The sequence below is a fragment of the Ancalomicrobiaceae bacterium S20 genome (assembly GCA_040269895.1).
In the GTDB taxonomy this organism is placed as follows: Bacteria; Pseudomonadota; Alphaproteobacteria; order Rhizobiales; family Ancalomicrobiaceae; genus Methyloraptor; species Methyloraptor flagellatus.
Genome location: CP158568.1, coordinates 742,038 through 755,242, shown reverse-complemented (window position 1 = coordinate 755,242; position 13,205 = coordinate 742,038). Strand labels below are relative to the sequence as shown.

The 13,205-nt window shown below is 69.1% G+C and carries 14 protein-coding genes; 7 read left to right on the top strand and 7 right to left on the bottom strand.

Annotation, left to right across the window (positions count from 1 at the left end):
* Nucleotides 1-18: 18 nt before the first annotated feature.
* A complete protein-coding gene (locus ABS361_03555) occupies nucleotides 19-1,755 on the bottom strand; it encodes a flagellar hook-basal body complex protein (protein ID XBY45373.1) in 1,737 nt (578 codons plus the stop codon).
* A 393-nt stretch (nucleotides 1,756-2,148) separates the two neighbouring features.
* On the opposite strand from ABS361_03555, the gene ABS361_03550 reads away from it, so the two are divergent.
* The gene (locus tag ABS361_03550; protein ID XBY45372.1) at nucleotides 2,149-2,994 is read left to right on the top strand and encodes a MoxR family ATPase; all 846 of its coding nucleotides are present in this window, start codon (nucleotides 2,149-2,151) and stop codon (nucleotides 2,992-2,994) included.
* A 6-nt stretch (nucleotides 2,995-3,000) separates the two neighbouring features.
* Here ABS361_03550 and ABS361_03545 read toward each other — a convergent pair whose 3' ends face one another.
* The gene (locus ABS361_03545; protein ID XBY45371.1) at nucleotides 3,001-3,591 is read right to left on the bottom strand and encodes a hypothetical protein; all 591 of its coding nucleotides are present in this window, start codon (nucleotides 3,589-3,591) and stop codon (nucleotides 3,001-3,003) included.
* A gap of 77 nt (nucleotides 3,592-3,668) precedes the next feature.
* On the opposite strand from ABS361_03545, the gene ABS361_03540 reads away from it, so the two are divergent.
* The 6 genes from ABS361_03540 to ABS361_03515 all read left to right on the top strand — a co-directional run bounded on the left by ABS361_03540 (nucleotide 3,669) and on the right by ABS361_03515 (nucleotide 8,460).
* The gene (locus tag ABS361_03540) at nucleotides 3,669-4,250 is read left to right on the top strand and encodes a DUF2975 domain-containing protein (protein XBY45370.1); all 582 of its coding nucleotides are present in this window, start codon (nucleotides 3,669-3,671) and stop codon (nucleotides 4,248-4,250) included.
* A gap of 7 nt (nucleotides 4,251-4,257) precedes the next feature.
* Nucleotides 4,258-4,491 (top strand): helix-turn-helix transcriptional regulator, encoded by a 234-nt coding sequence (locus tag ABS361_03535; protein XBY45369.1) that lies wholly within the window; start codon nucleotides 4,258-4,260, stop codon nucleotides 4,489-4,491.
* A 122-nt stretch (nucleotides 4,492-4,613) separates the two neighbouring features.
* The gene (locus ABS361_03530; GenBank protein XBY45368.1) at nucleotides 4,614-5,162 is read left to right on the top strand and encodes a histidine phosphatase family protein; all 549 of its coding nucleotides are present in this window, start codon (nucleotides 4,614-4,616) and stop codon (nucleotides 5,160-5,162) included.
* A gap of 175 nt (nucleotides 5,163-5,337) precedes the next feature.
* Nucleotides 5,338-6,858 carry a YcjX family protein gene (locus tag ABS361_03525; GenBank protein XBY45367.1) on the top strand — a complete coding sequence of 507 codons (1,521 nt, stop codon included), beginning with the start codon at nucleotides 5,338-5,340 and terminating at the stop codon, nucleotides 6,856-6,858.
* Nucleotides 6,855-7,913 (top strand): TIGR01620 family protein, encoded by a 1,059-nt coding sequence (locus ABS361_03520; GenBank protein ID XBY45366.1) that lies wholly within the window; start codon nucleotides 6,855-6,857, stop codon nucleotides 7,911-7,913. Before ABS361_03525 ends, ABS361_03520 begins: the two co-directional genes overlap by 4 nt.
* 124 nt (nucleotides 7,914-8,037) lie before the next feature.
* The gene (locus tag ABS361_03515) at nucleotides 8,038-8,460 is read left to right on the top strand and encodes a universal stress protein (GenBank protein ID XBY45365.1); all 423 of its coding nucleotides are present in this window, start codon (nucleotides 8,038-8,040) and stop codon (nucleotides 8,458-8,460) included.
* Nucleotides 8,461-8,526: 66 nt separating this feature from the next.
* Here ABS361_03515 and ABS361_03510 read toward each other — a convergent pair whose 3' ends face one another.
* From ABS361_03510 to ABS361_03490, 5 genes are all read right to left on the bottom strand, one after another.
* Nucleotides 8,527-9,402, bottom strand: a complete 876-nt coding sequence (locus ABS361_03510) for a DMT family transporter (protein XBY45364.1) — start codon at nucleotides 9,400-9,402, stop codon at nucleotides 8,527-8,529.
* A gap of 141 nt (nucleotides 9,403-9,543) precedes the next feature.
* Nucleotides 9,544-10,719, bottom strand: coding sequence for a VWA domain-containing protein (locus ABS361_03505; GenBank protein ID XBY45363.1), 1,176 nt, complete (start codon nucleotides 10,717-10,719; stop codon nucleotides 9,544-9,546).
* 96 nt (nucleotides 10,720-10,815) lie between these two features.
* On the bottom strand, nucleotides 10,816-11,334 hold the full coding sequence (locus ABS361_03500; GenBank protein ID XBY45362.1) for a hypothetical protein: 519 nt from the start codon (nucleotides 11,332-11,334) through the stop codon (nucleotides 10,816-10,818).
* Between the two features lie 101 nt (nucleotides 11,335-11,435).
* Nucleotides 11,436-12,500, bottom strand: a complete 1,065-nt coding sequence (locus ABS361_03495; protein XBY45361.1) for an NAD(P)/FAD-dependent oxidoreductase — start codon at nucleotides 12,498-12,500, stop codon at nucleotides 11,436-11,438.
* Nucleotides 12,501-12,578: 78 nt separating this feature from the next.
* A complete protein-coding gene (locus tag ABS361_03490; GenBank protein ID XBY45360.1) occupies nucleotides 12,579-12,899 on the bottom strand; it encodes a 2Fe-2S iron-sulfur cluster-binding protein in 321 nt (106 codons plus the stop codon).
* Between the last annotated feature and the right edge of the window lie 306 nt (nucleotides 12,900-13,205).

Here is a 13,205-nt window from a genome sequence, read left to right as displayed (position 1 = left end):
AACCGGCCGAGCCGGCCGTTAGCGGATGATGCTCAGCACCGACTGCATCATGCTGTCGGCGGTCGTGATGACCTTGCTGTTCGCCGCGTAGGCCTGCTGGGTCACGATCATCTTGGAGAACTCGTCCGCGATGTCGGTGTTCGAGCCCTCGAGCGCCTGGCCGGTGATCTTGCCCTGCGTCGATTCCACCGAGTCGCCCGACTCCTTGGTCGCCGCGAAGGCACCGCCGTCGAGCTTCTTCAGGTCGGACTCGCCCTTGAACGTGTAGAGCGGCACCGAGGCGATATCGATCTGCTCGCCGTTCGAGTAGGTCGCCGAGACGCGGCCGTCGGCGCTGACGCCGAGGCTGACCAGCGTGCCGGCGGCGCGGCCGTCCTGCTTGATGTCGCTGATCGAGGCCGTGCCCTGCGAGGTGGAGAACTGCGTCAGGCCGGCCGAATAGTCGAAGCTGATGTTGCCGAGGTTGGTGCCGTTCAGCGTCATGTTGTTGAGCGTGATCGCGCTCGCCGGCGTCTGCGTCGTGTCGAGCTTGCCGCCCGAGGTGAACACGAAGGACTGGCCGGAGTTCGTCCACATCGGGGTCGAGCCGACCGCGCTCGTGTCCGACTTGTAGAACAGGTTCCAGGTATCCGGGCTCTCGCTGACGCGCGCCCAGCGCAGCTGGACCGAGAGCGCGGTGCCGTCGGCCGCGTAGGCCGTGGTCGAGCCGCCGTTGATCGATTCCTTCTGGAAGGTGTCGTTGTCCTTCGCCGCGACATAGTTCTGGCCGACGCCGCGACCGTTGGCGGTCTGGCCGGCCACGTTGAAGCCGAGATCCGATGTCGCCGGCCCGGTGCCGGTGGTGGCGATCGTATCGACCTTGAGCGAGCTCTGTGCGTTCGCGGCCGCACCGGAGAGCACGAGCTTGCCGCTGGTCGACGAGGCGGTGACGCCGGTGACGCCGGCGGTCGCGAGCTGCGCGTTGATCGCCGCAACCGCCTCGGTGAGGCTGACCTTGCCGCTGGAGTCGGTATCGACCGAGCTGTCGAGATTGATCGTCGTCGTGGTCGCCGCCGCGCCCGAGCCGTCGTCATAGGTAACCGCGAAGCTCAGGCTGCCGCCGGCACTCGTGTCGATCGGCGTGTAGGTGGAGTCCGCGGTCAGCTTCGCCCCGGCCGCCGGCAGGTTGGTCGGGTTGACCTGGAAATCGGCGGTCTTCAGCGTACCGACGCTCGGGTTGGACGGCAGGTTGGCCTCGTAGGTGACCTTGGCGGTCTCCTTCGCGGCCAGCATGCCGGTCGAGACCTTGATCACCGAGGCCGTGTCGCCGACCGGGTTGCCGGTCGAGCTGTCGAGCTGATAGCCGCTCAGATAGTAGCCCGCCCCGTTGACGAGATAGCCTTCCTTGTTGAGCGCGTAGTCGCCGCGGCGGGTGTAGACGTCGACACCCGAGAGCACCGCATTGCCGTCGGATTCGCCCGTCTTCGCCTGGACCTTGAAGTAGCCAGCACCGCTGATCGCCATGTGCGTGCTGACCGAGGACGACGAAACCGGCCCCTGCAGCGAGTTCGTCGATCGCGACATGGCGATGACCGAGCCCGCGGTCTGGCGGCTCGCCGACTGCGACGACGAAGCGACCAGATCCTCGAACGAGGTGTCGGTGCGCTTGAAGGCCGTGGTCTGGGAGTTGGCAATGTTGCCGGAGATGTTCTGCAGCGCATAGGACTGCGCCTGCAGACCGGCCACCGACGTGGTCAACGCGTCGAAGATACCCATTCCATACTCCTCGTCGACAGTTCGGCCGCACCCACGGCACTTTCTCGTCAGACGATCAGCACGGATCGTGCCAGCTCGGAAACCGGCCGAATCCGGCCATTTTCGACGCTAAAATGCGGGATTCCGGCGTCACGGCGCGGATTCACCGGCACTGTGCGCCTCCGCGCACCGACCGGCCGGCAATTCCTGCCGGGCAACCCTGATCTGCCCGGCGAAATCGGCCTAGCCGATCGGCGGGCCACGCAGCGCCGCCGCTCGCGCGCCGCTGCGTTCTGGCCAGCGCCGTCCGGGCCGACTAAGTTCGCCTCGACGACAGGTGGCGAGCGGTTTGCGCGAACCGTCGGCCGATGGACCATGCAAGGCGGCCCGGGGCGGTCGCGGGAGAACGGGTCGATGCGTTTCGAAGGGACTGCGGACTACGTCGCGACCGAGGATCTCAGGATCGCGGTCAACGCGGCGATCACGCTGGAACGGCCGCTCCTGGTGAAGGGCGAGCCCGGCACCGGCAAGACCGTGCTCGCCGAGGAAGTCGCCCGCGCGCTCGGCGCGCCGCTGATCGAGTGGCACGTCAAGTCGACCACGAAGGCACAGCAGGGCCTCTACGAGTACGACGCCGTCTCCCGCCTGCGCGACAGCCAGCTCGGCGACGAGCGCGTCAAGGACATCCGCAACTACATCCGGCGCGGCAAGCTCTGGGAGGCCTTCGTATCCGAGGCCCGGCCGGTCCTGTTGATCGACGAGGTCGACAAGGCCGACATCGAGTTTCCGAACGATCTGCTGCTCGAGCTCGACCGCATGGAGTTTCATGTCTACGAGACCGGCGAGACGGTCCGCGCCGCGCGCCGGCCGATCGTGATCATCACCTCCAACAACGAGAAGGAACTGCCGGACGCGTTCCTGCGCCGCTGCTTCTTTCACTACATCCGCTTCCCCGATGCCGAGACCATGACCGCGATCGTCGAGGTGCATTTCCCCGGCCTCAAGAAGCGCCTGCTCGATGAGGCGCTCCGGATCTTCTTCGAGATCCGCGACGTCCCCGGCCTCAAGAAGAAGCCCTCGACCTCCGAACTGCTCGACTGGATCAAGCTCCTCGTCAACGAGGACATCGACGAGACGACGCTGCGCGAGCGCGACCCGAAAAAGGTGATCCCGCCGCTCCACGGCGCGCTGCTGAAGAACGAACAGGATGTCCACCTGTTCGAACGCCTCGCCTTCATCGCCCGCCGCGAGGGACGCTGACCGCCCTCAGGGCGCACATGGTGCCGTCGCCATCGCGTCGAGTACCTTGGGATCCGCGACGCTCCTGAGATCGAACCCTTGCACGAGCGGCACGAAGTCGGGCGTCTTCTCCGTCTTGAGATAGGTGTCGACGACGAGCGGCCCGCTGGGAAGCGGTCCGCCGGCGCAGCCGGCGGCGGAGATCGAGACCGAGCCGCGCCAGGCGTCCGGCTCGGTCACCCGATGCTCCAGGATGCCGGCCCGGAATGCGGTGACCCGTCCGATGTCGGCCGGCGGGATCCTGAACACGTGGATCGCCGAACCGGCCCGCGGCGTCGGCAGCCGCCCGAGCCCTTCGGCGCTGGTCGGGATCGCTTCGAGCGCGATCGAGAGCTCCCGCCGCTCCGCCCCGTTCTTCCGCTCATGAACGATGTCGAACTTGACGCCGCCCGGCTTCGGCATGATCGCCACGGGCAGCACGACGGCCGCGCGCAGTTGCGCCGGGTCGGCCGTCAGCGGGTCGAAGTCCTTGAGCGACCAAAGGCTCGCCGGCGGGACATGGGCGCAAGCAGTCATACCGAGCAGCAGCGCTGCCGGCGCAAACAGGGGAAGTCGCATCGAGACAATCTCCGGGGTTGATTTTTTAATGTAATACGATAATTTTTTATCGCGTCAACCCCACCCGGAGTTTCCCGATGCCCTATGCCCCGTCGCCCGCCGCCGCCGACCCGGCGTCCCCCGCCCTGCAGGCGTTGCGCGCCCGGATCGGCTGGCTCTGCCACACCTTGCGGATCGCGACGCCGCTCTATGCGGCCTGGGTCTTCGTCCAGATCGTCCAGCACTGGAGCGACACCGATCACCTCCGCCGCTTCTATGGCGGCATGCTCGGCATCACCATCGTCGACATCGCGCCCTGGCAGCAGTTGAGCGGCTTCGCCGTTCATTTCCTCGTCTGGCTGCCGCTGGCCGCGACCGCTCTCGCCGTCTGGCGGCTGTTCACGGGCTTCCTCGAAGGCCGCGTGTTCACGCCCGATGCCGCGGCGACGCTCAGGTGCGTCGCCGTTTGGGGGATGGGTGCGGAACTCGCCGACTTGCTGTCGCGTCCCGCGCTCTCGGCGCTGGCGACGCTGGGCAACGCGCCGCACGGCCGGGCCCTGGCGGTGTTCTTCAGTCCGCAGGACCTGCTGAACGTCATCTTCCTCGCCGGGTTTCTCGCGCTCGCCCACGTCTTCAAGGTCGCGGCCGACATCGCCGACGAAAACTCCTCCTTCGTGTGAGCGCCCCATGCCGATCATCGTGAATCTCGACGTGATGCTGGCCAAGCGGAAGATGCGCTCGAAGGAGCTCGCCGGTGCCATCGGCATCAGCGAGCCGAACCTCTCGCTGCTGAAGTCCGGCAAGGTGAAGGGCGTGCGCTTCGCGACCCTGTCGCGGATCTGCCGCGTACTCGATTGCCAGCCCGGCGACATCCTGGAGTGGCGTGACGGGCCGGAGGACGACGACGGAAATACGAGCTGACCGGATGTCCCCGTCATATTCGAGCCCGGATCCGGCCGTTTGCGGACCGACCTCGCGCCGTCACAGACGGCATGCTATCGCGACGGCTCAGTCAGTCCGCAGAGCGAGATCCGAGTCGAGACATGCCCCGCCTGCTTCTTCTGCGTCATGCCAAGTCGTCCTGGGACGACCCCGCGCTCGATGACTTCTCCCGCCCGCTGAACACCCGAGGCCGCCGGGCCGCGCCGCTGATGGGGCGGCACATGGCGGTGCACCACCTCCTGCCGCAGAAGGTGCTGTGCTCGGCCGCCCGCCGAACCCGCGAGACGCTGGCCGGGCTCCTGCCCTATCTCGACACCGATATCGAGGCACGCGTCACCCGCGAGCTCTACATGGCGTCCGAGGACCGCATGATCGACATCGTGCGCGCCTACGGCAACGGCGCGCGCACGCTCCTGGTCATCGGCCACAATCCCGGCATGCAGGACACGGCCCGCGCGCTGATCGGCGCCGGCAATCCCGAACTGGTCGACGACATCGCCGAGAAGTTCCCGACCGCCGCGCTCGCCGTCATCGACTTCGATGCCAAGCGCTGGACCGACATCGAACCCGGCACCGGTCGGATCGTCGCCTTCTTCCGGCCGAAGGAGCTCGAGGTGATCGGCGCCGACGACGAGGACGGCGACGACTGAACGCGGGCCGCCTGCGTGTCCCGCAGCGCGGCCCGACCGATGAGATCCGTCCGATCCCGGATGCCCGCGGCCCGAGCGCGGCGGCGGCCTTCCGCCGTCGCGGTTCACGTCCTACATGAGGATCGCCGCGGGAGACGCCCGCTCACCTCGCGGTTCGATCGCAACGGACGGACTGATGCCCCTGATCCCGACGCTCGACGAGGCGCGGCTCGCGCTCCTCAACATCGCCGACCGCGCGACCGGTCTCGTGACTCCGTCGCTCAGGCTCGGCGTCACCGGTCTGTCGCGCGCCGGCAAGACGGTCTTCATCACCGCCCTCGTCCACAACCTGATCAAGGGCGGCCGCCTGCCGTTGTTCGAGGCCGCCGCCTCAGGCCGCATCGCGCGCGCCTATCTCGAGCCGCAGCCCGACGACGCGGTGCCGCGCTTCGACTACGAGGCCCATGTCCGCAAGCTGGTCGAGGAGCGGCTGTGGCCGAGTTCGACCCGGCGGGTCTCCGAACTGCGGGTGACGCTCGAATTCGAGTCCGCGACCTTCCTGAACCGCACGCTCGGCCGGGGCCGCATCCATCTCGACATCGTCGATTATCCCGGCGAATGGCTGCTCGACCTGCCGCTGCTCGCCAAGGATTACGCCACCTGGTCGGCCGAGACGCTCGCCCGCGCCCGCGAGCCGGCCCGCGCCGCCCTCGCCGCCTCGTGGCTCGCGACGCTCGCCGGTCTCGACCCGACCGGTCCGGAGGACGAAGGCCTCGCCCGCGATCTGGCCGAGGCCTTCACCGGCTACCTGCGCGCCGCCCGCGCCGACGAGCACGCGCTCTCGACCCTGCCGCCGGGCCGCTTCCTGATGCCGGGCGATCTCGAAGGCTCGCCCGCTCTGACCTTCGCGCCGCTCGATCTCGCGCCCGGCACCGTCACCGTGCCGAAGAGCCTGCGCGCGATGATGGAGCGCCGTTTCGAGGCCTACAAGGACGTCGTCGTGCGGCCGTTCTTCCGCGACCACTTCGCCCGGCTCGATCGCCAGATCGTGCTGGTCGATGCGTTGCAGGCGCTGAACGCCGGTCCGCGTGCCGTCGCCGATCTCGAACTGGCACTAACCGAGATCCTGCAATGCTTCCGGCCCGGCCGGCTGTCCTGGCTCGGCTCGATCCTGTCGCGACGGATCGACCGCATCGTCTTCGCCGCCACCAAGGCCGACCACCTGCACCGCGATAGCCACGACCGGCTCGAGGCGATCCTGCGCCGGCTGGTCGGCCGCGCCATCGAGCGGGCCTCCTTCGCCGGCGCCGAGGTCGATGTGATCGCCATGGCCGCCGTCCGCGCCACCCGCGAGGCCTCGGTCTCCGATCGCGGCGAGACCCTGCCCGCGATCCTCGGCGTGCCGCTGCCGGGCGAACGCCTCGGCGGCGAGGCCTTCGACGGCGAGGCGGAAATCGCCATATTTCCCGGGGACTTGCCCGATGATCCGGAATCGGTCTTCGAGCGGCCAGACTCAATCTCCGAAGCACTTGAATCGGAATCGGAACTTCAACAGGCGCCCCATTCCGGTTCCCAAACCGACCCCGGCCTCGGCCTCGAATTCGTGCGCTTCCGCCCGCCCCGGCTGGAACGCACGGCGGAGGGCCTGACCCTGTCGCTGCCGCACATCCGGCTCGACCGCGCGTTGCAGTTCCTGATCGGAGACCGACTGACATGAGCCCGTCGGATCGCACGCCCAACGACGACGCCCATCCCGAGCGCCGCCGCCCGCGCGCCTTCCGGGTCGACGGCCCGGACGTCGTCGTCGAGCCCGGTGCCGAGCAGCGGCACTTCAAACGGCCGCACCAGACCGTGATCGTCACCGAGCCCGAGGAGCCGACCGAGCCGATCGGCGCCGTGCCGGCCCCGGTCGCGGGCGCGCGCGGCGGGCTCTGGCGCAAGCTCCTCTTCGGCGCGCTCGGCGGCCTCGTATCGCTGGCGGTCGGCCTGTCGATCGACGGCCTGATCCGCGAACTCTGGGCGCGCGCCGAATGGCTCGGCTGGCTCGGCCTCGCGCTCGCGGGCGTCGCGCTCGCGGCCCTGATCGCGATCATCGCCCGCGAGGTCGCCGGTTTCGCCCGGCTCGCCCGCATCGACCGGCTGCGCCGCAAGGTCGCGACCGCCATTCTCGGCGACGACGAGAAGGCCGCGCGCGGGCTCGTCGGCGAACTCGCCACCCTCTACGCCGATCGTGCCGAGACCGCCCGCGGCCGCGCGGCGTTGCGCGGCCATGCCCGCGAGGTGATCGAGGGCACCGATCTCCTGAAGCTCGCCGAGCGCGAACTGCTGCTGCCGCTCGACGAAACCGCCCGCCGCCTCGTGCTCGATGCGGCCAAGCGCGTGTCGGTCGTGACCGCGATCAGCCCGCGTGCGGCCGTCGACATTCTCTACGTGCTCTACGAGAACATCCGCCTCTTGCGCCGGCTCGCCGATCTCTACGGCGGCCGCCCCGGCACGCTCGGCTTCCTGAGCCTCGCCGGCCGGGTCGTCACCCATCTCGGCGTCACCGGCGGCATGGCGCTCGGCGACACGCTGGTGCAGCAGCTGGTCGGCCAGGGCCTCGCCGCAAAACTCTCCGCCCGGCTCGGCGAGGGCGTGGTCAACGGCTTGCTCACCGCCCGCCTCGGCCTCGCGGCCCTTGATGTCGTCCGCCCCATGCCCTGGACCGCGGTGCCGCCGCCGAAGCTGCGCGACATGATGGGCGAGATCACCAAGATGCCGTCGACCGACTGACCGGGTTCATCCCGATGCCGCGGCCGGCAATCCTCCGACCACCATTGACCTCGCTCAATGCGGCCCCGCCGGCGCGGGCCTAGCGTCCCGAAACTCGAACGAAGAACCGTCGAGGAGGGACAAGATGTTCAAGAAAGTGGTCGTGCCGGTCGATCCCGGCGAGATCGAGTTCGCGCGCAAGGCGGTCGAGAACGCCGTCGCGATGGTCGTGCCCGGCGGCGAGATCCGCCTCGTCAGCGTCATGGTGCCGATGGGCGGCTATGTGTCGGAATTCCTGCCGGCCGATTTCGAGGCCAACCTCGAGAAGGAGACCGACGACCGGATGAAGGAGATCGCCAAGGCGATCGCCCACGACGGCAAGGCGATCTCGACCTCGCTGCGCATGGGCAGCATCTATCACGAGGTGCTCGACGAGGCGCAGGAGTTCGGTGCCGACCTGATCGTGATCTCCTCGCACCGCCCGGCCATGTCGACCTATCTGCTCGGCTCCAACGCCGCCAAGATCGTCCGCCACGCGCTCTGCTCGGTGCTGGTCCTGCGCGACTGAGCGCGCCGCATCGCGATCCGGATCACCCGCCGCCGCCCGCCCGGGCGGCGGTTTCGTTTCCGGCCCTCACGCCGGCCTGGGTTCGGCCGGCCGGAACTGGCCGAGGAAGTAATACCCCATCGCCACGAGCACGAGCGCACCGCCGACCAGCGTCGCGTCGTTGGGCCGCTCGGCGAACAGCATCCAGACCCAAAGCGGCCCGAGCACCATGTCGCCGAGCCCGATCAGCCCGGCCTCCGCCGACGGGATGTAGCGGCCGCCGGTCAGGAACAGGAGGTAGGCGAGCCCGGTCGTGGTGACGCCGAACAGCGCAAGCAGCGTCAGATCGACCGGCCCCGGCACCACCGTCGAGGCGAAGGGCACGCAGAGCGCGGCGCAGATCAGCCCCGAGGCGGTCTTGATCACGCCCATGTCGAGCTTGGGGTACTTGCGCGCCATCACGAGCTGGACCGCGAAGGCCACGGTCATCACGAACGAGGCGCCGATGCCGGCGAGATCTTGCAGGCTCCCCGCCCCGCCGACCGAGATCGCGATGCCGACGAGGGCGATGGCGCAGGCCGCCAGCACGCGCGTGCTGGTGCGTTCGCCGATCCACATCCAGGCGATCGCGGCCGCGACGAAGGGCACGGTGGCGTAGATCACCATGACATTGGCGACGCTGGTCAGCTTCAGCGCGATGACGTAGCTCGCCATCGACACGACGCCGAGCGGGATCGCCCAGAGCCCCGGCCGACCGATGCCGCCGAAGGCGCGGAGCGTGTTCCGCCGTTCGCGCCCGATCACCAGCGCACCGAGCGCGAGCCCGGCGAAGAACGAGCGCCAGCCGAGCATGGTCCAGGTATCGACCGGCACGAGCCGCACATAGATGCCGGCCGTGCTCCACAGCACGGCCGCGATCGCCACCAGCGTCGCGCCATAGGCGTGGCTTCCGATACGCGGCATGGGGCGCGGGCTCCGAAAAATCGGCGAAGGAAGGCGTCAGGCGTGGACCTGCAAGGTGCCTGCGCAGCGCCGCTCCGGCAACCGACACAAGCGGATCGCTGCCCGGCGCCCGCGGCGCAGCGGGCATTCAGACACGCCGGCTCAGCGCGCCAGCTCGCGCATCGCGCCGTCGAGCCCTTCGAGCGTCAGCGGATACATCCGGTCGCCCATCAGCTGCCGCACCATGCCGATCGAATGCGTATACGCCCATTGCCGCTCGGGCAGAGGATTGAGCCAGACCGCCTTCGGATAGGTCGCAAGCACGCGGCCGAGCCAGACCGCGCCAGGCTCCTCGTTCCAGTGTTCGACCGAACCGCCGGGATAGGTGATCTCGTAGGGGCTCATCGAGGCGTCGCCGACCACGATGACTTTGTAATCGTGCGGGAACTTGTGCAGCAGGTCGAAGGTCGGGATGCGCTCGGCGTGGCGGCGGTGATTGTTCTTCCACACGCTCTCATAGAGAAAGTTGTGGAAGTAGAACCACTCCATGGTCTTGAACTCGGTCCTGACCGCCGAGAACAGTTCCTCGCAGACGCGGACATGATCGTCCATCGAGCCGCCGACGTCGAAGAACACGAGCAGCTTCACCGCATTGTGCCGCTCGGGCCGCATCTTGATGTCGAGATAGCCGCGGTGAGCGGTGGCGCGGATCGTATCGTCGAGATCGAGTTCGTCGGCGGCACCCGTGCGCGCGAACTTGCGCAGGCGCTTCAGCGCGACCTTGATGTTGCGGGTGCCGAGCTCGACCGTGTCGTCGAGATCCTTGAACTCGCGCCGGTCCCAGACCTTGACCGCGCGGCGGTGCCGGCTCTCGTCCTGGCCGATCCGGACACCTTCCGGATTGTAGCCATAGGCACCGAACGGCGAGGTGCCGGCGGTGCCGATCCACTTGTTGCCGCCCTGGTGCCGGCCCTTCTGCTCTTCCAGACGCTGCTTCAGCGTCTCCATGAGCTTGTCCCAGCCGCCGAGCGACTGGATCAGCGCTTTCTCGTCCTCGGTCAGGTGCCGCTCCGCCAGCTTGCGCAGCCATTCCTCGGGGATGGTCGCCGACAGCGCCTCGCCCATCAGGTCGAGGCCCTTGAACACGGTCGAGAACACGCGGTCGAACTTGTCGAGGTTCTTCTCGTCCTTCACCAGCGTGGCGCGGGCGAGATAGTAGAAGTCCTCGACGCGCTTTTCGGCCAAGTCCCGGTCGAGCGCCTGCATGAGCGTCAGATACTCCCGCACCGACACCGGCAGCCCGGCGCCCTTCAACTCGGCGAGAAACCTGACGAACATCGGCCGTTCCCTCTGACCGCGCCATGGGTCGGCGCGGGTCTCAGGATAGGCGATCACCGCCGGCGGGCAAACCGTCTCCCGCGAGCACCGGAAGCCTCACCCCTTCGACAGCCGCACGTCGACCCAGGTCACGGTTCCGCCGGCGTCACGGTCGCGGCCGGTGACCTTCAGGCTCGCGGACCGGTCGCCGGCGAAGGTCAGCACCATGTGACCGGTGCCGCCGTTCTGGGACGTGACCTGCATCGTCAGCGTGCGGCCGGAGATCTTGCCGGCGAGCCGCGCCGTGCCGGTCTCGCCGCCGCCCTGGAACGTACCGAGCACCTGCCCCGTCGGCGCGCTCCAGCGCAGGTCGACGACGATCTGCGCATTCTTGGCCGCGCCGTCGCAGGCGCCAGAGATGGTGACGGAATTACCCGAGCCCGAGCCGGTCAGCCGGCAGCGCGTCGCGCCGGGCGCGGCGCCCGGCGCCGAGCGCACCTGGCCCGAGCCCGTCCAGGAGCCGTTCAGACGCGCGAGAAAATCGGTGTTCCGATCCGCCCGCGCCGAGCCCGCGCCGAGCCCCAGCCCGAGGGTTGCTGCAAGCGCCGCGCCTGCGATCCGTGCCGTTCCATGCATGCCGAAACCTCCCTCGTCCGATCGCCGTCGGTCGTGGCAAGGCAATGTCGCCCGGCGGGCATGGGTTCCGCGGATCGCGTCAGCGCTCGGGGCCGAAGTCGTCAGCGGACGCCGAGCTTTCGCTGCAGGTCGGAGGAGCTCGAGGAATAGGGCAGGATCGGCCGCGTCCTGGGCTGCAGCCGGCGCCGCACCGCCTGCGCCATCAGCGCCGCCTCGTGAAAGCCGCAGAGGATCAGCGGCAGCTTGCCCGGATAGAGCGCGCCGTCGCCGATCGCGAAGATGCCCGGCCGGCGCGTCTCGAAGCTCGCCGGATCGACCGGGATCCGTCCGTCGCTGGCGTCGAGATCCCACGCCGCCGGTCCCGTCCGGTCGAGATCGGTGCCGAGGCACGGCAGGAGCCGCGTCGCCGCGACGCGCTGCTCGACGCCGAGGCCGCGGACCAGAACCCCGCTCAGCCGGCCGTCCACTCCCTCTAGCCCGACCGGCCGGCCGATCGCGAGCCGAGTCCGCCCCTCCGCCACCAGCGTCCGGAACCGGACCACCAGCGCCGGTGCGGCCTGGAAATCGTCGCGGCGATGGACGAGCGTCACGGAGGCGGCGGCCTCCGCGGCCGCGATCGCGCGCTCGAGCGCGACATCGCCGCCGCCGAGCACCACGACGTCGTGGCCGGCGAGCGCGGTGGGATCGAACACCGCCATCACCGAACCGCCCGCCTCGAACCCCGCCAAGCCGTCGATCTCCGGCCGCTTCGGCCGGAACGCGCCGCCGCCGGTCGCGAGCACGACGGCGCGGCAGGTGAGCTTGGTGCCACCGTCGGTGTCGACCTCGAAACCACCCGCGGTCCGCGCCGCGATGCGGTCGACGCGCTCGCCGAACCGGTAGACCGGCCCGAACGGCGCGACCTGTTTCTGTAGCGCGCCAACGAGTTCGAGCGCGCCGATCACCGTGTGGCCGGGCACGTCGTAGATCGGCTTGTCGGGATAGTATTCCGCGAGCTGCCCGCCGGCATGGCCGAGACTGTCGACCACGACGCAGCGCAGATCGTAGAGGCCGAGCTGGAACACCGCGAACAGCCCGGCCGGACCGGCGCCGACGATGACGACGTCGGCCGAGAACGCTTCAGCCGCCGTGACGTCGGCGGCTGAGCCCGGTTCGGGGGGGGGCATGGCGGCGGGATCGATTGAGGCAGGACCGGTCATCAGACGTACCGCCCCCGCTCCGGTCCTATCGCTCGCCGCCCGGCCTCAGGCCTGGCGCTCGGGAACGCGCACGATCAGGCCGTCGAGCTCCGGCTTGACCTTGATCTGGCAGGACAGCCGCGAGGTCGGCCGCACCTCGTAGGCGAAGTCGAGCATGTCCTCTTCCATCGGCTCCGGCGCGCCGACCTTCGGCATCCAGGCCTCGTCGACATAGACATGGCAGGTCGCGCAGGCGCAGGCGCCGCCACACTCGGCCTCGATGCCCGCGATCGCATGGCGGACGGCGTTTTCCATCACGGTCGAACCGACCTCCGCGTCGACCACGTGCTCGGCGCCGTCGAAGGTGATGTAGGTGATCTTGGGCATGAAGGCTCTCGCGTGATGGATGGTCGTGCGGGTCGGGCCGCCGACGGTCCGGGAGGGGTGTCACCGAGATAGCCGTTCGGACGCCTGCGTCAAGTCGATGGTGGGCGAGAGCCGCCATGCGGCAGTGTCGCGGGAGCGGCTCGTCGCCGATCTCGTCCTGCGCGAACAGCGCCGCGCGTGCCTACGGACGGCACAAAGGCGCACGTGATGCTCGGTCGCTGAAAAGCAAAAGAGCACCCGCGTGTCCGGGCGCTCGACGATCGAGCCTTGGTCGCGTGACACCCCACAGCGGCCCGAACGGGCAAC

Coding starts and splice junctions, on each gene's coding strand:
- ABS361_03535 (XBY45369.1), top strand. CDS start 4,258: ATGCCGATCATCGTGAATCTCGACGTGATGCTGGCCAAGCGGAAGATG.
- ABS361_03525 (XBY45367.1), top strand. CDS start 5,338: ATGCCCCTGATCCCGACGCTCGACGAGGCGCGGCTCGCGCTCCTCAAC.
- ABS361_03520 (XBY45366.1), top strand. CDS start 6,855: ATGAGCCCGTCGGATCGCACGCCCAACGACGACGCCCATCCCGAGCGC.
- ABS361_03505 (XBY45363.1), bottom strand. CDS start 10,719: ATGTTCGTCAGGTTTCTCGCCGAGTTGAAGGGCGCCGGGCTGCCGGTG.
- ABS361_03510 (XBY45364.1), bottom strand. CDS start 9,402: ATGCCGCGTATCGGAAGCCACGCCTATGGCGCGACGCTGGTGGCGATC.
- ABS361_03545 (XBY45371.1), bottom strand. CDS start 3,591: ATGCGACTTCCCCTGTTTGCGCCGGCAGCGCTGCTGCTCGGTATGACT.
- ABS361_03530 (XBY45368.1), top strand. CDS start 4,614: ATGCCCCGCCTGCTTCTTCTGCGTCATGCCAAGTCGTCCTGGGACGAC.
- ABS361_03550 (XBY45372.1), top strand. CDS start 2,149: ATGCGTTTCGAAGGGACTGCGGACTACGTCGCGACCGAGGATCTCAGG.
- ABS361_03555 (XBY45373.1), bottom strand. CDS start 1,755: ATGGGTATCTTCGACGCGTTGACCACGTCGGTGGCCGGTCTGCAGGCG.
- ABS361_03500 (XBY45362.1), bottom strand. CDS start 11,334: ATGCATGGAACGGCACGGATCGCAGGCGCGGCGCTTGCAGCAACCCTC.
- ABS361_03540 (XBY45370.1), top strand. CDS start 3,669: ATGCCCTATGCCCCGTCGCCCGCCGCCGCCGACCCGGCGTCCCCCGCC.
- ABS361_03515 (XBY45365.1), top strand. CDS start 8,038: ATGTTCAAGAAAGTGGTCGTGCCGGTCGATCCCGGCGAGATCGAGTTC.
- ABS361_03490 (XBY45360.1), bottom strand. CDS start 12,899: ATGCCCAAGATCACCTACATCACCTTCGACGGCGCCGAGCACGTGGTC.
- ABS361_03495 (XBY45361.1), bottom strand. CDS start 12,500: ATGCCCCCCCCCGAACCGGGCTCAGCCGCCGACGTCACGGCGGCTGAA.